Source organism: Haloimpatiens myeolchijeotgali, assembly GCF_042688525.2.
Lineage (GTDB): Bacteria > Bacillota > Clostridia > Clostridiales > Clostridiaceae > Haloimpatiens.
In genome coordinates this window covers 284,231-306,841 of sequence record NZ_JBHWAB010000001.1, presented here as the reverse complement: position 1 = coordinate 306,841, position 22,611 = coordinate 284,231, and the positions used below count along the sequence as shown (strand labels likewise).

Genomic DNA, 22,611 nt, shown 5'->3' with positions numbered 1-22,611 from the left:
AACCAAATATAAAAAAACTAACCCTATTCATACTTAGAATACCATAAAAAATGAATTTTGTATATATTTTTTTGCAAGTTTTACTTCATTTTTCTGTGTTTTTAAAAAATAAAATGCCACCTAAATATTCAGGTGACATTTTATTTTTAATATATTATTCATTTATGTAACTCAAACCTATAATTAAAACAATCCTACTATTTCTCCATCCTCAAAGATATCCATATTATTAGCAGCAGGTACCTTAGGTAATCCTGGCATAGTCATAACATTTCCTGTTAAAACTACTATAAATCCTGCACCATTTGAAATTTTAATTTCTTTTACTTCAATATCAAATCCTTCAGGCCTTGCAAGTAGCTTAGGATTATCTGATAAAGAATACTGTGTTTTAGCTACACAAATTGGCAATTTATCTAACTTAAAATTCTCTAGGTTTTTAATTTCATTACTTGCTTTTTTAGTATAATTCACTTTCTGTGCTCCATATATCTCTGTTGCTATTATCTTCATTTTCTCTTTTATACTTAATTTTTCATCGTACAAAACTTTGAAATCATTATTATTCTCTTCAATAACTTCGAGTACTTTATTAGCTAAATCTAATCCTCCTTCACTTCCTTTTTCCCAAACCTCAGTTAAAGATACCTTTACTCCCAATTTATCACAATGATTTTGAATAAATTTAATTTCTTCTTCACTATCAGTACTAAATCTATTAATTGCCACTACAGCATCTAAATTATACTTCTTTATATTTTCTATTTGCTTATCTAAATTTTCTATACCTATTGATAACGCTTGTATATTTGGATTTGATAATTCATCTTTTGCTACTCCTCCATGATGTTTAATAGCTCTAATTGTAGCAACAACTACAACACAACTTGGTTTAATTCCTGCATATCTACATTTTATATCAAGAAATTTTTCTGCACCAAGATCTGCACCAAATCCAGCCTCTGTTACTACATAATCTCCTAATTTTAATGCAGTCTTCGTAGCAATAATACTATTACATCCATGAGCAATATTCGCAAATGGTCCTCCATGTATTATAACAGGATTATTTTCTAGCGTTTGAACTAAATTAGGCTTTATAGCATCCTTCATAAGAAGTGCCATAGCTCCTTCCATATTTAAGTCTTTACAATACACAGGCTTTCCCTCTAAATTATATGCAACAATTATCTTTCCTAATCTATCCTTTAAATCCATCAAATCATTTGCTAAACATAAAATAGCCATTACTTCTGATGCTACTGTTATTGTAAATCCATCTTCTCTTGGAAAACCATTTACTTTTCCTCCAAGACCAACTACTATATTTCTAAGAGCCCTATCATTCATATCCATAACTCTTTTAAATATAATTCTTCTTTGATCTATATTTAACTTGTTTCCTTGATGTATATGATTATCTATAGCTGCACATAACAAATTATTAGCTGAAGTTATAGCATGATTATCTCCCGTAAAATGAAGATTTATATCTTCCATAGGTACTACTTGAGCATATCCTCCTCCTGCAGCTCCGCCCTTTATTCCAAAGACAGGTCCTAATGAAGGTTCTCTTAAAGCCATAACTGTTTTTTTATTTATCTTATTTAATGCATCTCCTAACCCTATAGTTACAGTTGACTTACCTTCTCCCGCTGGAGTTGGATTAATAGCCGTAACTAAAATCAATTTACCATCTGTTTTTTGTTGCTTTTCTCTCAAAACATCCAAAGAAATTTTACACTTGTACTTTCCATACAAATCAATATCATCATGATTCAAACCTATTCCTTTAGCAACATCTTCAATAAGCTCCATGGAAGCATTTTGTGCAATTTGTATATCACTTTTCATACACCCACCATCCTTATCATTTTTCTTTTGTTACATGTTATAGTAATAACTTAAATTTTATCATTATAATAACAATATCACAAATAAAGTACATCACATTATATTACGATTTTTAGCATTAGTCTTGTATTTTCTCCATAAACTCTTTTTCATGTACTATATAACGTACATGTGTACCTATTCCAATCTTTCCTATTTCATCCCATGCTGTAACATTAAAATATAGTTTTTTACCTTCTACTTTAACTAACTTTGCTTCACATTTAACTTTCATACCTATTGGTGTAGCTTTAATATGTCTAATTCTAACTTCTATACCTACAGTAGTATATCCGCATGGCAAATGTAAATCCACACAATTTTTTGATGTATTTTCCATAAGTGCTATCATTCCAGGAGTAGCAAAAACTTGAAGAGTTCCTGACTCGAATTTAACTGCTGTATCATTTTGTGTTACTTTTTTTTCTATTAAACAATTTAGTCCTTCTTTTATATTAAAATCCATCACTATACATCTCCTATGCAAAATTATATTACTCAACTTTCACATAAAAAATACTTTCTATCTATATATTTATTGCATTAATTATTTCCCTCTGGGAAAGTTGATTATATTGTTAATTACATTTTAATTGATTTAGAATAAAGATATAAGTATATTTATAAATTTTATAAGAATAATTTTCTTATAAATTAAAAGCAGAAGTTTAAAAAACTTCTGCTTTTAATTATCTATTCTTATTCCATTTTATTATCATTGTTATTATTTGATTCTACATCATTAGTTGCAACTTCTACACTATTAGCTGCAATTTCTTCACTAATTTTTTCACTACTATCCTCATTAATTTCTTTTATCTCATCAGATTTTTCTTCTTGTGATTCATTTTCTGAATTTGATATTTTTTTCATTTCTTCATTTTTTTCTAATATCATTTTTTCTACATCAATTTTTCCATCTATTATGCCGTTAAATTCATCAGCATTCAATTTTTCTTTTTCTATTAAGGCCTTTGCAACTGAATGAAGTTTATCTATATTTTCTGTTAGTATTCTTTCTGCTTTCATGTAAGCTTCATCAATAAGCCTTTTTATCTCACTATCAATCTTAGAAGCTACTTCTTCACCATAATTTCTTGATCTTCCTATATCTCTTCCAAGAAATACTTCTTCATGCCCACTACCAAATGCAATTGGTCCTAGTTCATCACTCATTCCAAACTCCATAACCATTTTTCTTGCAATAGCTGTGGCTCTATCAATATCATTTTTAGCTCCAGTACTTATATCTCCAATTATTAGCCTTTCTGCTACTTTTCCTCCTAATAAACTAACCATTTCATCTTCAAGTCTTAATTTAGAAGTATATGCTCTATCCTCTTCTGGCAAATGCATAGTATATCCACCTGCCATTCCTCTTGGAATTATACTTATTTCATGTACTGGGTCAGCATTTGGTAAAAACTTAGCAACTACTGCATGACCGCCTTCATGGTAAGCTGTAAGTCTTTTATCTTTATCACTAATAACCCTACTTTTCTTTTCTGGTCCTGCCACAACTCTTGTTATGGCTTCTTCCAATTCTTCCATTCCTATTGCTTTCTTATTATTCCTTACTGTTAAAAGTGCAGCTTCATTCATTAGATTTTCAAGATCTGCACCGGTAAATCCTGGTGTCCTTTTAGCTAATACATCAAGTTTAACATCCTCAACTAATGGTTTATTTTTTGAATGAACTTTTAATATTTCTTCTCTACCTTTTACATCTGGTTGGGCAACTAATATCTGTCTATCAAATCTACCAGGTCTTAATAACGCTGGATCTAAAATATCTGGTCTATTAGTTGCTGCTATCATTATTATTCCTTCATTTACTCCAAATCCATCCATTTCTACCAAAAGCTGGTTCAAAGTTTGTTCTCTTTCGTCATGTCCTCCGCCAAGTCCAGCTCCTCTTTGTCTACCTACAGCATCTATTTCATCAATAAATACAATACATGGAGAATTTTTCTTTGCCTGTTCAAATAAATCTCTAACTCTTGAAGCACCTACTCCAACAAACATTTCAACGAAATCTGAACCTGAGATACTAAAGAAAGGTACTCCAGCCTCACCTGCTACAGCTTTAGCAAGTAATGTTTTACCTGTTCCCGGTGGTCCTACTAGTAAAACACCTTTAGGTATTCTAGCTCCTACTTCTATATATTTTTTTGGTGATTTTAAAAATTCAACTATCTCCTGCAATTCTCCTTTTTCTTCATCAGCACCTGCAACATCCTTAAATGTAACCTTCCTCTTATCATTTGTGGCTAATTTAGCTTTACTTTTACCAAAGTTCATTACTCCTCTATTACCGCCACCTTGAGCTTGTTGCATAAATATAAACCAAAATCCAACTAGCATAAGTATTGCTATAATTGTAGGTAACCAGCTTAACCATATTGGTGACTTTGCTGGAGCTACATATTCTTCATTAACTTGAGGTTTTGGATATTCTTTCATAAATTCATAAAGTCTATCTTTATCAACAATAGTTTGAATTTGTTTTCCATCTTTTAACTTAGCTGTTAATGTCTCATCTGGTTTAACTTGTATACTTACTACATTATCTCCTATCCATTCCTGCTTGAATTTTCCAAAAGATATGGTATTGGCATTTTTACCTGATTCTACTAGTGCTAATGCTGCAAACATCACTAATACCAAAACTACTATCCATACCGCTGCACTAGAAAATTTCTTCATCTTAGGCCCTCCCCTTTCTGTTATAGTTTTTATAAAATTTTATCATACTGAATTTTTCTTGACAACGTCTTATATCATTTATTTATATAATTCTTCTTTTAAAATACCTATATATGGTAAATTTCTGTATTTTTCTGCAAAATCTATACCATATCCTACTATAAAATAATCTGGAACATTATAACCTGAATATTTAACATCTATTTCTATTTCTCTTCTTTCTGGTTTATTAAGTAAACATGCTATTTCTAAACTTTTTGGATTTCTTGACTTTAAATACTTCATTAGATATTTCAGCGTAATTCCTGTATCAATTATATCTTCAACTATAATTATATGTTTTCCTTTAATCTGAAAATCTAGATCTTTTAATATTCTAACTACTCCTGAAGTCTCTGTAGAATTGCCATAACTTGAAACTGCCATGAAATCCATTTGACAAGGTATAGTTATTTCTCTCAATAAATCTGACATAAACATAACAGAACCTTTTAGAATTCCTACAAGTACTAAATCCTTACCCTCATAATCTCTATTTATATTCTTTCCTATTTCTTTTATTTTATCTTTTAACTGTTCTTGAGAATATAAAATTTCTTTTATATCATTATTGATATTTTGCATTAATATTTTCCCCTTTCTCAATATGTATTTTTAATATTTTTCTTGTATTTCTATCAATTTTATATTTTTCACTTATTCTATAACCTACCACCCATCCAATATTGTTGCCAAAACATATAAGTGGTATCCTATCTCTTTCATCTTTTGGAATCTTTAAATCCATAAATAAATCTTTTAACTTTTTACTTCCTTTCATTCCAAGTGGCGTAAATCTATCACCCTTTCTTCTAAATCTAAGCAATATATCACCTTGAATCTTTTCAAAATCAAAATATTTAATATACTCATTACTCTCATACTTAATATTGATATTATTTTCTTCAATACATGTGTTTATATTAATAGATAAATTATTGATATATTGTTTTGAATTTAAATTAATTCTTACTTGTTCATTACTATCAAAATTCATATCTTGTTTATTATATATGTATATATCACCATAGTTATTTGTAACAATTAAATTACCTGGTAAATTTATTTTTTTACCAGTAGAATGTTTTTGAATTTTAAGTATATCATATATATGTTTTTTCTCTAAATTATATAAATTTCCCTTTATTTTTAATAAACATATTCTCACAACTCTAGTTAAAATTGCTTCATCTTCATAAAATATTTGTTTATTTATTATTATTTTACCATTTTTAAAATTACAATACATTTCATATTTATCATTGGCTAGTTTTTCTAAATATTCATTATCTTTAGAAACTATTTCCGAAAACCTATTTATAGTATTGATGATATCCTTATTGAAATTTTTTTCTATATATGGTATTAATTCTAATCTTATTTTATTTCTTGAATAAATATTTTCTAAATTAGTTTTATCTATTCTAGTGTCAATGTTATTCTGTTTGCAATATTCTTCAATCTCTTGCCTTGTAAGATTAATTATTGGTCTTACTATAACATTGTCCCTGATAGGCTTTATACCACTAAGCCCATCTAATCCTGTTCCTCTAATTATTCTCATGATTACTGTTTCAGCTTTATCATTAGCATTATGTGCTACAGCTATCTTTTGAGCTTTTGTTTTATCTTTTACTTCATGAAAAAATTGGTATCTTGCTTCTCTTCCTGCTAATTCACAAGAAATATTTTTATCATTTGCCAGCTTATTCACATCTACTCTTTTACTAAAAAATTTTACTCCTACTTTTTCGCAAAACTTTTCAACACATTTTTCATCTTCGTCTGCATCTTTCCCCCTTAAACAGTGATTTAAATGCGCCACTACAATACTTATGTCTAATTGATTCTTAATATTATACAACATATGTAAAAGGCACATAGAATCTGGTCCTCCAGATACAGCAACTATAACTTTATCTCCTTTTGCAAACATATTATTTACTTTTATAGTTTCTAGTACTTTATCTAACACTATGTAACACTTCCTAATCTTAAAATTTGGATATCGTTTCAGTATGTTTCTACAATATTTATCTTACTATCATTTATACCAATTTAAGACCCTTTAACATTATATCACACTATTATTCAATGATTATATCAGTAACATAAATAAAAATTTTTAGCATAAATAATTATAACATAAATAAAGAATGAGAATAAGATTGATTTTAATCACTCTTTCTCATTCATTTAATTAATTTAATATAGACTATATACTTTTGAAACTAATACAGTCATATCATCTCTTACCTTTTCATTGCTCAGTTCTACTGATTTATTTATTAATCCTTCTGCTATTTCTTTAGGATTATTGCTATTAATATTTTTCAAATAATCTACAACCCAATCCTCTTTTCCAACATTTTCACTATTATAATCTGTAACACCATCACTTAGCATTACTATCATGTCACCTTTTTGAACTTTATATTTAGTTACTTCTATATCAACTTTATCTAATATACCAATAGGTAATGTCTTAGATTTTATAACTTCAACTTTCTTTCCCCTTTTTATAAAACTGGCAACAGCTCCTACTTTTATAAAATCAACTTCACCAGTATATAAATCTACATCACTTAAATCAACAGTTGTAAACTTTTCTTCATCACAGAATTTCAATGACATTATTGAATTTACCAAATTTATAGCTGTAGTTTTACTGAAACCTGATTCCATACATTTTTCTATAAGTTCTACAACAGCTTTACTTTCCTCGCTTGCTTCTGGTCCTGAACCCATCCCATCACTTATAATAGTCAAATAATTTCCATCATTTAAGCTTCCAAAACTATAACTATCTCCATTATAGCTTTCTCCTTGCTTACACTTTCTTTGAACATTAGATGAAACATAATATTTAGGCATTTGTTCTATAGTAACAGTACATTCATTATTTATAGGATCAATGCAGCATCTTTCCTCTGCAACACACATATTTTTTCCTGTGATTTTATTCATTAAGGGTAATATTTCTTTTACACACATTTGTTTTCCTGAACAAGCTTTTAATGTTAATCTAATAATGTCTTTTCCTTTTTTATCATTAAAACATACAATATCTTTATACTTTATTTCTTCTTTTCTAAAAAACTTAATAATTTCCTTTTCTAATGGTATATTAAATTTTATCTCATAATTAAATTCACTAATTATCTCTTGTAGTGACTTTGACATATTATTTATTTGACCTGCTAAAATATTTCTACCTTCATTTAATCTTTCTCTCCACAATTCATTTATTATATAATTATTAACTATAATTTGAGTATTTTTAATTAATAAGCTTTTATTTATGCACTTTTTTTCAAGTTCCTTAGGAAAATTTTTTTTATGATGTTGATAATTATCTATCAATTCACCAAATGCAGAATACGTATAATGTAACTCTCTTTTCCAACACATAGATTTCATATTACAATTACTGCAAACTCTGTCACACAAATTTTCTATCATCAATGTACTTTTATTTTTCATACACAACTTTTCATTTTTAGATAAATTAGTTAAAGTTTGTGACATATCATTAAGAACACTTGAAAAATTATTTAATCTATTAACAAATACATTTCTTATTTTATTAACATAATTTTGGTTAATATGTTTCTCTTTATTATTTGAATTTAGCTCTAAAGCCAGTTTATTATAATATTTACTAGGTACAATTAAAAATATACAACTACTAATCAAAACTTCTATAATACTTAAATGGTAAATATTTTTTGAATACATTAAAATTATAGAAAATGTAATGATCACAGCCACAGCAGTTATCCATCTACCTACTTCTCTAAAAATTCCTCCTATTAACCCACATAAACCATAAATACTAATAAAAAGCATCATATCCTTTGAACCCATTCCAATAACAGCACCTATAGCCACACCACTAGCTGAACCTACCGCACTACCACTTATATAACTTAGTGTCAATATAAACATCAAAGCTAATATATTTGTTATTGAGATATTGCTTATTTTTAAACCCATAGTGCCAGCTATAATCAAAGAAATAAACATTGCCATACTAACTAACTCTTCATTATTAAATAAATGTTTAGTTTTTAAATCTTTAAAACATATAATAGAATAATCAATAATATAATATAATGGAATTATACACGCAATTTGAAAAATAGCTGATAAAAATGTTATTCCTATTGATTTTTGTTGCACAAATAGTTTGTACACAAAAAAAACAATAAGTTCTAATATTAATAAAATTACTAATTTTCTTCTCTTAGGTATTTGTTTTACTATAAATGCAGCTGCAGTTATTGCCCCAATAACTATTAGATACTGTACAAGTTCCTTTATATTAGTGTATGACGATATATACCCCAACATACAGCCACTACAACATATTATATTTATTTTGTTATTATTATAAAGTAATACAACCATTAGAAAAGCTATTCCAAATGGGCACATAGCATCAATCAACATAACTCTACTTATCAAAAATGCTATTAAAAAATACATACTTTGCTTAATAACAACATTAAAATTTAATGTTTTTTTACTTTTTTGTTGTTTGTCTTGTACCTTAGACATTCTTTCATATGGAAAAATATCAACACCATATTGCAACTGATCATCACCTACCTTTATTAATTAATTTTATTATAGCAAAGTGTTCTGGTAATTATTGTCAATTATTGAAAACTATTTAAAATTTCTTTCAGACACTAAAGTCTATTATTTTGTAAATTATTACCATTTAATATTAATTCATTCTTTACTATTTATAAATATAATTCAGTGGTGATGCCTTTCAAGGTAAGATTAATAAAAAAATATGAATTAACAATGCCCACAAATTTATCCACAAAAAAAGTCACTATATTAAAAAGTTTGAAAATATTTGTGGATAAGTTTTATGTTATACACATTGATATATTATTGGATTATTTATTTTCTTTAGAAATGTATTTACTTTATGATTTTTTAGAGAAAATAAAAAAAAGCTCACATGTAGTGAGCTTTAATATGGTAGCGGAAATAGGACTTGAACCTACGACACTTCGGGTATGAACCGAATGCTCTAGCCAGCTGAGCTATTCCGCCATGTGGTTGCGGGGATAGGACTTGAACCTACGACCTTCGGGTTATGAGCCCGACGAGCTACCAGCTGCTCCACCCCGCGCTATATTGGTGCTGAAGACCGGAATCGAACCGGTACGGTGTGTTAGCACCGCAGGATTTTAAGTCCTGTGCGTCTGCCAGTTCCGCCACTCCAGCATAATATTTTATTGAATCATAAAAATATACAAAATAAATTAATGGTTGCGGGGATAGGACTTGAACCTACGACCTTCGGGTTATGAGCCCGACGAGCTACCAGCTGCTCCACCCCGCGCTATTGGTGCTGAAGACCGGAATCGAACCGGTACGGTGTGTTAGCACCGCAGGATTTTAAGTCCTGTGCGTCTGCCAGTTCCGCCACTCCAGCATATATTTTTATGAGACAATTATGATTGTATCATCATGCAACTAAAATGTCAACACTTTCTTTTATCTAGCTACAAATTACTGTTCTTAACAAAATAAGAAACATTGGTAGCGGAAATAGGACTTGAACCTACGACACTTCGGGTATGAACCGAATGCTCTAGCCAGCTGAGCTATTCCGCCATGTGGTTGCGGGGATAGGACTTGAACCTACGACCTTCGGGTTATGAGCCCGACGAGCTACCAGCTGCTCCACCCCGCGCTATTGGTGCTGAAGACCGGAATCGAACCGGTACGGTGTGTTAGCACCGCAGGATTTTAAGTCCTGTGCGTCTGCCAGTTCCGCCACTCCAGCACATCAATATCATCTCTTATTGCTAAGGACAAAATTTATTATATAGTATATAATTAAATATGTCAACATTTTTTTATTTTTATTTATAAAAAAATTTGTACTTTCCACAATAAAAATAAAATTTCCATAATAAAAATAAAAGGCTATTGATAAATCAATAGCCTTTGTTTTTTATAAATTACATGAACTCTTTTTGTTACGCTTGCCACTCTTTACATTTTGATGTTTGCGTAGATCTTGAAATCTCTCTTCACTCTCTTTTAAGAACTTAGACATTCTATCTTCAAAACTAATTGTATCATTTTTAGTTTTTTGTTTTTGCCAATCTATCTCTGCAGGTTTAACAGATTTCTTTACTGGATTAGCTTGTTTTATGGATAAACTTATTCTACCTTTGTCATCTATAGATAATACTTTAACCTTTACCTTATCTTGTTCTTTAAGATGTTTTCTCACATCCTTAACATAAGAATCTGATACTTCAGAAATATGTACAAGTCCTGTTTTTCCCTCCACTTCTACAAATGCACCAAAATTAGTGATATTCACCACTATACCATCCATAATACTTCCAACTTTTAAAGTCATGTTAAAAAGACTCCTCCTTAATAAAATAATGTTTCTATAAATAAATTTAATTTGATATCTTTTAAAAATTAATTCAACTATTTCTTATTTGAACTATTAATTACAGGAGTCTCTCCTTTTTTTATTAAATTTAACTTTTCCCTTGCTAATTTCTCAATATATTTATCGTCTTTGCACATATTTACCTCATCCTGTAATTCTTTCTTGGTTTTATTTACTTGATTTAGTTCTTGTACCTTTTTACTTTTTTCTGATTTTATTTTGCTCATAGTAATTTGCTGATTTATAAAAATGCCTAATACGTAAACTATTAAAACTCCTATTAATATATTTTTTAACCCAATCCTCTTTTTACTCATATAGCATACCCTTTATAAATTATTTTTTTACTTACAATACTTATTTTAAGTTTATTTTACTTTTTATTCAAGTTATTTTTATATTTTTTTTCGTTCTTTTTAAAAATATAAATAATATTTCCAATAATATATGAAATATTATTTGCTAATACTCTAATTAGTTTACCTATAAAGCTTATAAAACCATTCATGAAATAAAAAAAATACTTACTTATCATTTTTAAATATAATATTAGTCCTGCAGCAATATATATATAGCAATACAAACCAAAATATGCATAGTTAGTCAAAAATAAAAATATAAAGACTAATATGGCTGCTAAAATCCAAAATAATATATCCTCTATAAATGTTATGAATTTATTACTATTAATTCCTCTTATTAGTCTATATATATCAAATAACATTCCTGTTAAAACCCCTGCTAAAAAATTTGATATTAATAATTTTAATTGAATACTTGTTGATATTATCATAAAATATCCTACTTAAATAGTTTTGAAAAAAGACTTTCGCTGTCTTTTTTATTTCTATCATTGCTATACGCGCAGGAGTTTATTGTTCCTATGATAATTAAATCACCATTTTGTACATCTAATTTATTCATTTTTAACTGAGAACCTATTATTTTTAATCCACCTAAAACTGTGTTTAAATTAATTTCCTCATCATTAAAACTAATTACTTCTGAAACTCCACTAACATGAATTTTTTTTCGATTTTCTAGGATTAAACTACTTTTTCTATCCTCTATTTTTATTTCCTTTTTTATTTCCATATTAATCCTCCTATAATCCCTAAAGTATCTATACTAAATATATGATTATAGGAGTTATATTAGTACATTAATAATATTGTGTTTCTACATAATAATTTCATACATTTCTTTTGCATTTTCTTTCTTTACATGTTGTGCTATGTTAATTATTCTTGCTTTCATAGTACTATTTGCAAATTGTATTTCTATTGTATCTCCTTCATTTATTACTGTACTAGGTTTTGCTGTTTTTCCATTTATCAATACTTTTCCGCTTTCACATACCTCTTTTGCTACAGTTCTTCTCTTTATTATTCTAGAAACTTTAAGATATTTATCTAATCTCATGTCATACCCCCCTATTATTTCTTTGTTCAAAATTATAATAAAAAGCCTAGATTTGCATCTAGGCTTTTTACAAGTAATCTTTAAAACTACTTATTAACTCTTTCTTTAAATTCTTTACCAGGTTTAAATACTGGAACAGTAGATGCTGGAATTATTATTTCTTCCTTAGTTCTTGGATTTCTTCCAACTCTTTCTGCTCTTTGACGAGTTTCAAAAGTTCCAAATCCTATTAATTGAACTTTTTCTCCTTTTTCCAAAGTTTCTTGTACGCTTTCAATAAACGCCTTTAATGCTGTTTCTGCGTCCTTCTTAGTTAATTTACTTTTTTCTGCCATGCTTGTTATTAAATCAGCTTTATTCACCTTTGTTACCTCCTTAAATATTAGAGTACGCTATTGAATAAGCATATTCTTCATTTTTTTTTAAAATCCTTCTTTTTAATTACTTTTTTTGTTTTTTTGCTTCATTCCATAAATTGTCCATTTCTTTTAAAGTCATTTGTTGTAATTTTAAACCTTGTTCAATAGCTCTTTGTTCTATGTATTGAAATCTAGATATAAATTTATCTATAGTATAATTTAAAGCATATTCAGGGTCAATGTCAAGAAATCTTGCAACATTTACACAAGCAAATATTAAATCTCCTATTTCTTCTGTTATTATACCCTTGTTTTTGCTTTTGTATACATTTTTTACCTCATAATATTCTTCCAATATTTTTTCCATGGCTGGTTCAATATTTTCCCAATCAAATCCAACCTTTGCAGCTTTTTCTTGAACTTTAATAGATTTCATAAGAGCTGGAAGTTCTTTAGGAACATGCTTTAATGTATCTGTATACGTCTTTAATCCTTGTTCCTTTTTCTTTATTTTCTCCCAATTGTCTAAAACCTCATCAGTATTGCTTACTTTCAAATCTCCAAAAATATGAGGATGTCTTTCAATCATTTTATTACATATTCCTTTAATTACATCATTTATATTAAAATAGCCATCCTCTTCTCCTAGCTTAGAATGGAACACAACTTGTAATAATACATCTCCTAGTTCTTCTGATAACTTATCATCGTCTTTTTCATCAATAGCCTCTATAACTTCATAACATTCCTCTATCAAACATTTTCTTAAAGTTTCATGAGTTTGTTCTTTATCCCAAGGGCAACCATCTTCTCCTCTTAGTATATCCATTATTCCTATTAAATCACTAAAATCTTTTGTATTATCCAAATCTTTTGGAACATATATAGTAGTTAAATAATCTATATCCTCTTGTCTATCAAGTTCATATAAATGAATTTTTCTTATACTTTCTGATTCTTTAACTCCTGCCGCTCTTACAAAGTAAATTTCGGTCTCATCATCATAATACTCAAGTAATCTCAGCTTAACTTCTGATGCAATATACTTATTATATACCTGAGTTATAATAAATCCAACTCTTTTATCTAAAATTTGTTTCTTAATATCAAAAGCATCTATTATTTTTATTCCTTCTACTGGATCAATTTTTAAACTTTCCATTATTGCATCTATAAAACTTACTGCTGGAATTATACTTGTTTCTATACCTTTTTCTGTACATAATTTATTTAAAATAGCAACTGATTTTTCTGCAACTAAAGGGTGTCCTGGTACTGCATATACTACATCATGGTATTTTTCATGTTTTTTTGTCAAATCATTTGCAATAAATTCATAAACTTCATCAAAATTTTTAGCTTGTTCATATTTATAATCATATGTTTCAAAATTAATACCCAATTGATTTATATAATCAATTGTTGGATGTTTATCTGTTCTAAAAAATATATGTTGTGTATCCTTTAATGCTTCTAATGCACCAATTGTAAGAGATTCTTTAGAACCAGGGCCTAGTCCTACAATCTTAATCATACCGTTCCCCTCTTTATACTTTATTTTTTTATAAACTTATCTTTAACATATCCATACTCAAAAATGCCAAATATGAATATTAAAAAAGCATATATTACTATTCCAACTAAAATTGATATTATACAAGAAATATTAATATTCATTGTATTATTATATACATAGTTGTAAAGAAATACAACACCAAATATCATTATTGCAGAAGCCCAACCTGGTTTAATAGCAATATTATAGTAATTTATTGAAATGTTTAAGTGTTTTCTTAATAATTTCATATTTAATAATGCTGATATAAAATATCCCACTATAGTACCAATAGCTGCTCCATAAACATTTATCATAGGAATCGGTACTAATACAAATGTTATCAATGTTTTAATTATGCATCCAATAAATAAATTTATTACAGGAGCTTTACACTTACCAACACCTTGTAAAATAGCCGTAGTAGTTTGGGCTATTATTATAAATGGAACAGATATGCTTAAGTATTTTAGTATTGTATATCCTCCAATTTGCCCTTTAAACACTAAATTTAAAATTGGTAAAGCCATGAAACTTAAACCTAAACATGAAGGTATTGCTATGATAAATGCAATTTTCAGTGCTGCTTCAACTTTATTTTTCACTTCTTTTTTTCTATTCAATATGTGAGCCTCAGATATTATAGGAACTAGAGAACAACTAAGTGCCATAGACAGTCCTAAAGGAACATTTATTAATACAGATGCTTTTCCTGTTAATTGACTGTATAAAACTGTAGCCTCTTGATAATTATAACCGGCTTGTAATAATTTTTGAGGTACTAATATAGAATCTATTAGACCCATAATTCCACCAACTGCTGCACCTAATGAGATTGGTATAGCTATATTCAATAACTCTCCCATTACTTTATTATTGTTTTTTATCTTTTTTCTATAAAAATTAACTCTTACTCCCATGTATTTTATTATCAAATATATATCAGATAAAATTCCTCCGGCTGAAGCACCTAATGCTGCTCCTGCTGCTGAGTATTCAATTCCTTTAGGTAATAGCATATATGCCAATCCTACTCCAAATATAACTCTACCAATTTGCTCTAAAAATTGCGAAATAGCCGTAGGGGTCATATTTTGTAATCCTTGAAAAAAACCTCTTAAACAGCTCATAATAGAAATAAATATAGGTGCAATAGAAATTGCTATAAGTGCATAATAAGCCTTAGGATCCCATTTTAATATTGTTACTATTTTCTTAGAAAAAGAAAGTAAAATTCCTGAAAAACCTATGCTTAATATTATCATTAACAATACAGATTTTCTAAGTACTTGTATTATTCCCTCTTTATCATTAATAGCATTTTTTTCAGATATCATTTTAGATACTGCTACAGGAATTCCTGATGATACAGCAATAAATACTGCATATAAAGGGTACGACATTTGATAATACCCCATCCCTTCATCTCCTATAAGATTTTGGAGAGGTATCCTAAAAAATATACCTAAAAATCTCGTAAATATACTAGCTATTCCCAGTATTAGTGTTCCTTTTATTAAAGATTGTTTTTTCATCCTTTTTACCCCATCCCTATAACCTAACATTATATTTAATTAATATTTACATAAGTAGTTCTTTATTACTTACATGTAAAATATTTTTTAATATGGGGAATAAATATTTAAATTTTATTTTAAAAAAGGATAAAATAAATTCATCAAATAAAAATTTGATGAATTTATTTTGTTACTCTTAGTTAATATTAAAATTATCATTTCAAAAAGAACAAATGGCATATATGCCATTTATTCCATTTGTTTTCCTAAAAATGCAGCTGCAGTTTGAGCTAGTTTCATTTCTAAATCAGGAACTTCTTCAGCTTCCTCTTTGCATATTATTATAACTGCTCCAATTGCATCTCCTTCTGCTATTATAGGAGCTACAGCCATCCCTTCATATTTCCCTTCTATTTCCTCATCATCATATATAGGTATTACTTTAGCTTTATCTAAGAAAACAGTTTTTCTTTCTTCTATTATTTGTTCAAGTTCATTACTTATTCTCTTATCTAAGTATTCTTTTTTTGTTAATCCACTTATTGAAACAATAGTGTCTTTATCACATACCACTATACTGTTACCTGTAGAATAATTTAATGCATCTGCATATTCATTAGAAAAATCTGTTAACTCTCCTATTGGAGAATATTTTTTAAGAATAATTCCACCTTGTCTATCTGTAAATATTTCTAGTGGATCGCCTTCTCTTATTCTTAAAGTTCTTCTTATTTCTTTTGGTATAACTACTCTTCCTAAATCATCTATACGTCTAACTATACCTGTTGCCTTCATTTGTTTTCCCTCCTTAAAATTATATGTAAAACAAAACTTATTTGTATTCATATTATCTTTCTAAATATGAAATTTTATACACAAATGTTATACTGATTAGAAAATTTAACATAAAAATTAAAAATACCACAATTATTTGCATATATATTTATAACAAATTATAACCAAATAGTTTAATTTTTCTATAAATTTAAAATAAACTAATTTATTTGTTATATATTCAGATATATATTTATGTACTTTACTATTCATCATAATTCCAATGATGATTTTTTTATCTTATATTATAATTATATTACTTTTTACGATATTTTTCGACAAAATTCCAGAATATTTTACAGGGAATTGAAGGTCTTTCAGTATATTTTTATATTTATATATTAATTTTAATAAATAATCATATATATATCTATAAATATAAATATTTGATATATTTAAATAATTTAATATTAATTGAATTAAATGCTAAATAATATAATTTTTAAATACATTATAAATATATTATTATATGCTATTTAATAGAATTAAGTTCTTTCAATAAAATCAATAAAAGCACATATTGATAAAAAATAACTTCATTGATAAATTTTAAAACTTATTGAAGTATATTTTTAAACAATATCTGCTTTCTTACAAAAATTAAAAACATGTAAGAATTTTTGATTATTCTCACATGTTTTTAGTTCTTTTAATTATAACTTAGCATCATAAATTTTTATTTTAGCATCTTTTTTCCATTGTTCTAATATTTTTTTCCATTCAGTGCTTTTCTTACCAGCAACTACTTTTTCTTCTACCTGTTTTTTTACATCTGCCAATTTCTTAATTGGATATTCTTCTTTCTTTATACATTTTATAATATGCCATCCAAATTGAGTTTTAACTGGTGTAGAAACAGTTCCTTCCTTCAATGCTTGTGCTGCTGTCATAAACATTCTATCGTAATTAGGATCATTATACTTAATAAATCCTAAATCTCCGCCTTTTTCATTTGCTGTTTTATCAGTTGATACTTCTTTTGCTACTTTTGCAAAATCCTCACCCTTATCAAGTCTAGCTTTTGCTTTTTTTGCTTCTTCTTCAGTTTTAACTAATATATGTGAAACATGTATTCTATTGGGTTTTTCTGTAAAATCTAATAAATGAGAATCATAATAATCTTTTATCTCTTTTTCATTTGCTTTTACATCTTTTAATGCTTTATCATAAACTTTTGGTGCTATAACTCTTATTTTTATAAATTCTTTTAATGTTTCTTCTGTAAATCCGCCTTGTTTTAAATCTTCTTTAAATTTTTTTTCATCATTTTTATAAGTCTTTTTCATTTCATTAAATTGCTTAGTTACTTCTTCATTTATTTTTTTAGAATCTTCTACTTTTAATTCATCTGCCTTTTTCATAATTATTTTTTCCATAGACATTTGCTCTAAAACATTCTGTCTTGTTTCTTTTAAAATAGCTGCAGCTTCTGTATTGTTTTCATAATCTTTACCATACTTCTTTTCCGCAGCTTCAATCGCTTTAGCCATTTGAGGATAATTGTCTACTTCGCCTCTTGTTATTTTTTCACCTGCAACTTTAGCCACAGTTTCATTTTTAATTGCCTCTGGTGTCTTCTTTATCATTTTACATCCTGCTAAAGAGACAATTAAACCACATGCAACTGCTGATATAATTATCTTTTTTATATTGTTCACTTCTCATTCCTCCTATAAATTGTCCATATGAGGTACAATTTTAACTTTAAATTTATTTTATCATAAAATTACTTCTTTTCAACTATTTTACTTATGCACTCTACTATTTCTCTTATTATATTAAGCACTCTTTCTTTCTTAATACCTTTTAATTTATAAGCTAATGCTGGTTTTTCTCCTATTTTAAATACAATTTTCTTACTATATTTATCTAAAATAGTTTTAATAATTTTTTCATTTAATCTTTCTTTTCCTGCAAACGCAAATATTAATTCTTGATTATTTTGACTTATCTCTTCTATTCCTATTATACTAGATAATGATCTTAAGTAAGAAATAATTATCAAATTATTTACACATTCAGGTATATCAGAATATCTGTCTTCTATCTCTTCTTGTATATCCATCATATCTTCATATGATTCTATAGCAGCTATTTTTTTGTATATCTCTATCTTTTGGGTCTCATCTTTAATATATGTACCCGGTATATATGCATCAATACTAATTTTTACATCTGTTTGTACAGGTTCTTTCTGTATTTCACCTTTTATATTATTTATAGTTTCTTCAAGCATTCTACAATATAAATCATACCCAACAGCTGCCATATGCCCATGTTGTGCAGAACCCATCATATTGCCTGCTCCTCTTATTTCTAAATCTCTCATTGCTATTTTAAATCCTGAACCAAGTTCTGTAAAATCCTTTATTGCTTTTAATCTCTTCTCTGCAACTTCTGTTAAAATTTTATCTTTTTTATAAGTCAGATATGCATAAGCAATCTTATTTGATCTACCTACTTTTCCTCTTAATTGATATAATTGAGAAAGTCCCATCTTATCGGCATCATATATTATCATAGTATTTACATTTTGTATATCTATCCCAGTCTCTATTATTGTTGTACATACCAATACATTAACTTCACCTTCCATGAAATCTAACATTACTTTCTCTAATTCTCTTTCTGTCATCTGCCCATGTGCAATTCCTACTTTAGCTTCTGGAACTAATTTACTTAAATATGCTTGCATATCTTTTATACTCTTAACTCTATTATATACAAAATAAACCTGTCCACCTCTACTTATTTCTTTAATAATAGCATCTCTCATAAGTTGCTCATTAAACTCTACTACATATGTCTGAACAGGATATCTATCTTCTGGAGGTGTTTCTATTACACTTATATCTCTAACTCCTGTTAAAGACATATGAAGTGTTCTTGGTATAGGTGTAGCTGTAAGTGTTAAAACATCAACATTTTTCTTAAAGCTTTTTATCTTTTCCTTATGTGCTACCCCAAATCTTTGCTCTTCATCTATTACTAATAGTCCCAAATCTTTAAATTTTACATCCTTCTGAAGTATTCTATGAGTACCTATTAATATATCTACATTTCCTTCTTTTACTGCTTTCAATGTATTTTTTTGTTGTGTAGGTGTTCTAAATCTGCTTATCATATCTATTTTAATTGGGAAATCAGAAAATCTTTTTATTATATTATTATAATGTTGTTCTGCAAGTATTGTAGTTGGAACTAATAATGCTGCTTGTTTTCCATCCATAACAACCTTGAATGCTGTTCTTAATGCAACTTCTGTTTTACCATAACCTACATCACCACAAAGCAATCTATCCATAACCTTATCCGACTCTAAATCATTTTTTATTTCATCTATAGCCGTTACTTGATCCGGTGTTTCTTGAAATGGAAATTCATCTTCAAATTGCTTCTGCCAAACAGTATCTTTTGAATATCTATATCCCTTTAAAGTAGCTCTAACAGCATATAATTTTACTAAATCTTGTGCTATATCATTAATTGATTTTCTTACTTTATTTTTAGTTTTGTTCCATTCATTTCCTCCTAATTTATTAACCCTAGGAATTTTTCCTTCACTGCCTATATACTTTTGAACTAAATCTAATTGTTCAACAGGAACATATAATTTATCATCTTTATCATAAGATAATTCTAAATAATCTTTTTTGCGACCTTGAACATCTAATTGTCTAATTCCTTTATATATACCTATACCATGATTAGCATGTACTACATAATCACCTAATTTTAACTCTGAAAAACTTTTTATTTTACTTACGCCTTTTTGTCTTACTGCTTTTCTTTTCAATTTCCTTTTTGATTCACCAAAAACTTCTTTATCCGATATAACGCATAACTTTAAATCTGCAAACTCAAATCCTTTTAATTGATTACCTGAAGTAACAACCACCTGACCAAGTTTTATCTCTGAAAGCATATCTCTATATATGCTTTCTATTCCTCTATCTCTTAAAGTATTTACTAATCTTTGACCTCTCGTTTTCGTACCTGATAATATTACTGTTCTATATTCCTTTGCCTTTTTTTCTTTAATATCATCTATCAATAAATCTAATTGACCATGATAATTACTAAGTGTTGATTGAGAAAAACTAGTTTCAGATCTAGTTTTTAATATATCCGTTGGTTTAGTTATACAATCTAAACTTATACAAGTATTGCTCTTTATAAATTCATTCACTTGTGCTTTTGGAAATAATAATTGTGATTGTTTTGAAAGAACGCTTGCTCTCTCATAAAAATTTTTATAATCTTCCTCAAATTCAAAATATACACTATCAATTTTACCAAAACATCTTTTTGCATCATCTAATATAATAAACGGATTTCTCACATAATCCAAAAAATTGGATGGCTTATCATAAAAATATGGTAAATAACTTTCTATATTATCAAATTTCCAATTTTGCTTTAATCTTTCCAAATTCTTTTCTATGGATTTTCTAAATTTACCTAATTTTTCATTATTTCCTTTACCTTCAAATTTAGATAATGTGTTTTCTAAATCTTTAGATATTTCTATATATCCTTTCTGTACGTTTTCATTATTTAAAATAATTTCTTTAGCAGGAAATACATGTAAACTATACATTTTCTCAATACTTCTTTGAGATTCAGTATTAAATGTTCTTATAGAATCTATTTCATCATCGAATAGTTCAATTCTGTAAGGAACTGAATGTGTTGGAGGATAAATATCTATTATTCCTCCTCTTATTGAAAATTGTCCCTTACTATCTACTAAAGCAGTTCTTTCATAACCACATTGTATAAGTTTTTCTATTAAATTTTTTATATCTAACTTATCTCCTACTGATATTTTAAACATATATTTTTTAAATATATCAATTGGAGTATATGCAGCAGCTAATGCATCTATAGTTGTAATTATTACTTTTTGTCTTTTCTTCAACATCTGTTCAATAATATTTAATCTTTCCCATCTCAAATCACCTGATACTGCATATATATTATAAAATACCATCTCTTTCATAGGAAAGTAATATACATTATTCATATAAAATGATAAATCTTCATAAAGATTTCTAGCTTCTACATCACTATGTGTTAAAATCAAAACATCTCTATTAATTTCCTCGTAGAAAGAATTAATTAAATAACTTTTTCCTGAATCAGATAAACCATATATATCAATAGGAACATTATTGTTATTGACATTATGCATTATATCTATAAACTTCTGACTTTCTTTCAAAGGCTTTATCAGCCCTGTCAATTTCATATTTAAACACCTCTCAAATTAATCTATATAAACACCATTAAACCTGTTCATAGCTTCACTAACTCCATGTTTTATTATGGTTTCCACAGCATTCAATACTACTTCAAAAACCTTCTCTATATTTTCTTTATCCTTATTTTGAAATCTTCCGAGTACATGTGAAACTAAGTCTCCATTAGGACCCCCTACACCTACTTTTATTCTAATAAATTGGTCACTACTTAAATTAGAAATTATACTCTTTATTCCATTATGCCCTCCTGCGCTTCCCTTAGGTCTTATTCTAATTTTTCCTATGTCTAAACTTATGTCATCATATATAATTATTATTTTATTATTAGGAATTTTATAAAAATTTACCGCTTCATTTACACTCTCACCACTTAAATTCATATAAGTTTGAGGTTTAAGCAATAAAACCTTTTCTCCTTCTAAGATTCCATTTCCATACTCACCTCTAAATTTTTTCCTATTTAAGTTAATATTATACTTATTACTTAATAAATCAATAACATTAAATCCTACATTATGTCTAGTTTTTTCATATTCTTTTCCAGGATTGCCTAATCCGACTACTAAAAACATGTCTACCT

The 22,611-nt window shown here is 27.7% G+C and carries 18 protein-coding genes and 8 tRNA genes; all 26 read right to left on the bottom strand.

All coding sequences use genetic code 11. The features are described 5' to 3' along the window. Positions 1–183: 183 nt before the first annotated feature. Entirely contained in the window at positions 184–1,854 is a 1,671-nt protein-coding gene (locus tag ACFIJ5_RS01575; RefSeq protein WP_379803012.1) for a formate--tetrahydrofolate ligase, read from the bottom strand. A 118-nt stretch (positions 1,855–1,972) separates the two neighbouring features. Next, positions 1,973–2,359: a thioesterase family protein gene (locus ACFIJ5_RS01570; protein WP_379803010.1), complete on the bottom strand. Its 387-nt coding sequence runs from the start codon at positions 2,357–2,359 to the stop codon at positions 1,973–1,975. A gap of 233 nt (positions 2,360–2,592) precedes the next feature. After that, positions 2,593–4,599, bottom strand: a complete 2,007-nt coding sequence (gene ftsH, locus ACFIJ5_RS01565; protein ID WP_379803007.1) for an ATP-dependent zinc metalloprotease FtsH — start codon at positions 4,597–4,599, stop codon at positions 2,593–2,595. A 78-nt stretch (positions 4,600–4,677) separates the two neighbouring features. Then, positions 4,678–5,223: a hypoxanthine phosphoribosyltransferase gene (gene hpt / locus ACFIJ5_RS01560; RefSeq protein ID WP_379803004.1), complete on the bottom strand. Its 546-nt coding sequence runs from the start codon at positions 5,221–5,223 to the stop codon at positions 4,678–4,680. Continuing rightward, positions 5,207–6,613 carry a tRNA lysidine(34) synthetase TilS gene (gene tilS / locus ACFIJ5_RS01555; protein ID WP_379803002.1) on the bottom strand — a complete coding sequence of 469 codons (1,407 nt, stop codon included), beginning with the start codon at positions 6,611–6,613 and terminating at the stop codon, positions 5,207–5,209. The genes hpt and tilS overlap by 17 nt, the downstream gene beginning before the upstream one ends. A gap of 230 nt (positions 6,614–6,843) precedes the next feature. Continuing rightward, entirely contained in the window at positions 6,844–9,234 is a 2,391-nt protein-coding gene (gene spoIIE, locus ACFIJ5_RS01550) for a stage II sporulation protein E (protein ID WP_379803000.1), read from the bottom strand. Between the two features lie 400 nt (positions 9,235–9,634). Then, positions 9,635–9,711 (bottom strand) — tRNA-Met (locus ACFIJ5_RS01545). 3 nt (positions 9,712–9,714) lie between these two features. Then, positions 9,715–9,790: transfer RNA gene (locus ACFIJ5_RS01540), tRNA-Met, on the bottom strand. 6 nt (positions 9,791–9,796) lie between these two features. After that, positions 9,797–9,885: transfer RNA gene (locus ACFIJ5_RS01535), tRNA-Leu, on the bottom strand. 42 nt (positions 9,886–9,927) lie between these two features. Beyond that, positions 9,928–10,003, bottom strand: a tRNA-Met gene (locus ACFIJ5_RS01530). 4 nt (positions 10,004–10,007) lie between these two features. Next, positions 10,008–10,096: transfer RNA gene (locus ACFIJ5_RS01525), tRNA-Leu, on the bottom strand. A gap of 105 nt (positions 10,097–10,201) precedes the next feature. After that, positions 10,202–10,278, bottom strand: a tRNA-Met gene (locus ACFIJ5_RS01520). Positions 10,279–10,281: 3 nt separating this feature from the next. After that, positions 10,282–10,357 (bottom strand) — tRNA-Met (locus tag ACFIJ5_RS01515). Between the two features lie 4 nt (positions 10,358–10,361). Continuing rightward, positions 10,362–10,450 (bottom strand) — tRNA-Leu (locus ACFIJ5_RS01510). 171 nt (positions 10,451–10,621) lie between these two features. After that, positions 10,622–11,038, bottom strand: a complete 417-nt coding sequence (locus tag ACFIJ5_RS01505; RefSeq protein ID WP_379802997.1) for a S1 domain-containing RNA-binding protein — start codon at positions 11,036–11,038, stop codon at positions 10,622–10,624. Between the two features lie 77 nt (positions 11,039–11,115). Then, complete coding sequence (locus ACFIJ5_RS01500) at positions 11,116–11,397, bottom strand: FtsB family cell division protein (protein WP_379802994.1); 282 nt, start codon at positions 11,395–11,397, stop codon at positions 11,116–11,118. A gap of 56 nt (positions 11,398–11,453) precedes the next feature. Beyond that, positions 11,454–11,873, bottom strand: coding sequence for a spore cortex biosynthesis protein YabQ (yabQ, locus tag ACFIJ5_RS01495; RefSeq protein ID WP_379802992.1), 420 nt, complete (start codon positions 11,871–11,873; stop codon positions 11,454–11,456). 8 nt (positions 11,874–11,881) lie between these two features. Beyond that, positions 11,882–12,175, bottom strand: coding sequence for a sporulation protein YabP (yabP, locus tag ACFIJ5_RS01490; RefSeq protein WP_379802990.1), 294 nt, complete (start codon positions 12,173–12,175; stop codon positions 11,882–11,884). An 84-nt stretch (positions 12,176–12,259) separates the two neighbouring features. Further along, positions 12,260–12,502 carry an RNA-binding S4 domain-containing protein gene (locus ACFIJ5_RS01485; protein WP_379802988.1) on the bottom strand — a complete coding sequence of 81 codons (243 nt, stop codon included), beginning with the start codon at positions 12,500–12,502 and terminating at the stop codon, positions 12,260–12,262. An 86-nt stretch (positions 12,503–12,588) separates the two neighbouring features. Beyond that, positions 12,589–12,864: an HU family DNA-binding protein gene (locus ACFIJ5_RS01480; RefSeq protein WP_379802986.1), complete on the bottom strand. Its 276-nt coding sequence runs from the start codon at positions 12,862–12,864 to the stop codon at positions 12,589–12,591. Between the two features lie 79 nt (positions 12,865–12,943). Then, entirely contained in the window at positions 12,944–14,395 is a 1,452-nt protein-coding gene (yabN, locus tag ACFIJ5_RS01475; protein ID WP_379802984.1) for a bifunctional methyltransferase/pyrophosphohydrolase YabN, read from the bottom strand. Positions 14,396–14,415: 20 nt separating this feature from the next. Then, complete coding sequence (locus ACFIJ5_RS01470; RefSeq protein ID WP_379802982.1) at positions 14,416–15,951, bottom strand: putative polysaccharide biosynthesis protein; 1,536 nt, start codon at positions 15,949–15,951, stop codon at positions 14,416–14,418. A gap of 231 nt (positions 15,952–16,182) precedes the next feature. Continuing rightward, a complete protein-coding gene (spoVT, locus tag ACFIJ5_RS01465) occupies positions 16,183–16,728 on the bottom strand; it encodes a stage V sporulation protein T (RefSeq protein WP_379802980.1) in 546 nt (181 codons plus the stop codon). Positions 16,729–17,420: 692 nt separating this feature from the next. After that, the gene (locus ACFIJ5_RS01460) at positions 17,421–18,425 is read right to left on the bottom strand and encodes a peptidylprolyl isomerase (protein ID WP_379802978.1); all 1,005 of its coding nucleotides are present in this window, start codon (positions 18,423–18,425) and stop codon (positions 17,421–17,423) included. A 68-nt stretch (positions 18,426–18,493) separates the two neighbouring features. Beyond that, positions 18,494–22,018, bottom strand: a complete 3,525-nt coding sequence (gene mfd / locus ACFIJ5_RS01455; protein WP_379802976.1) for a transcription-repair coupling factor — start codon at positions 22,016–22,018, stop codon at positions 18,494–18,496. A gap of 18 nt (positions 22,019–22,036) precedes the next feature. Next, a complete protein-coding gene (gene pth, locus ACFIJ5_RS01450) occupies positions 22,037–22,603 on the bottom strand; it encodes an aminoacyl-tRNA hydrolase (RefSeq protein ID WP_379802973.1) in 567 nt (188 codons plus the stop codon). Between the last annotated feature and the right edge of the window lie 8 nt (positions 22,604–22,611).

Bases quoted from the DNA above. Each gene is read 5' to 3' on its own strand.
- ACFIJ5_RS01575 (WP_379803012.1), bottom strand. From the start codon at position 1,854: ATGAAAAGTGATATACAAATTGCACAAAATGCTTCCATGGAGCTTATT.
- ACFIJ5_RS01570 (WP_379803010.1), bottom strand. From the start codon at position 2,359: ATGGATTTTAATATAAAAGAAGGACTAAATTGTTTAATAGAAAAAAAA.
- ftsH (WP_379803007.1), bottom strand. From the start codon at position 4,599: ATGAAGAAATTTTCTAGTGCAGCGGTATGGATAGTAGTTTTGGTATTA.
- hpt (WP_379803004.1), bottom strand. From the start codon at position 5,223: ATGCAAAATATCAATAATGATATAAAAGAAATTTTATATTCTCAAGAA.
- ACFIJ5_RS01505 (WP_379802997.1), bottom strand. From the start codon at position 11,038: ATGACTTTAAAAGTTGGAAGTATTATGGATGGTATAGTGGTGAATATC.
- ACFIJ5_RS01500 (WP_379802994.1), bottom strand. From the start codon at position 11,397: ATGAGTAAAAAGAGGATTGGGTTAAAAAATATATTAATAGGAGTTTTA.
- yabQ (WP_379802992.1), bottom strand. From the start codon at position 11,873: ATGATAATATCAACAAGTATTCAATTAAAATTATTAATATCAAATTTT.
- yabP (WP_379802990.1), bottom strand. From the start codon at position 12,175: ATGGAAATAAAAAAGGAAATAAAAATAGAGGATAGAAAAAGTAGTTTA.
- ACFIJ5_RS01485 (WP_379802988.1), bottom strand. From the start codon at position 12,502: ATGAGATTAGATAAATATCTTAAAGTTTCTAGAATAATAAAGAGAAGA.
- yabN (WP_379802984.1), bottom strand. From the start codon at position 14,395: ATGATTAAGATTGTAGGACTAGGCCCTGGTTCTAAAGAATCTCTTACA.
- ACFIJ5_RS01470 (WP_379802982.1), bottom strand. From the start codon at position 15,951: ATGAAAAAACAATCTTTAATAAAAGGAACACTAATACTGGGAATAGCT.
- spoVT (WP_379802980.1), bottom strand. From the start codon at position 16,728: ATGAAGGCAACAGGTATAGTTAGACGTATAGATGATTTAGGAAGAGTA.
- mfd (WP_379802976.1), bottom strand. From the start codon at position 22,018: ATGAAATTGACAGGGCTGATAAAGCCTTTGAAAGAAAGTCAGAAGTTT.
- pth (WP_379802973.1), bottom strand. From the start codon at position 22,603: ATGTTTTTAGTAGTCGGATTAGGCAATCCTGGAAAAGAATATGAAAAA.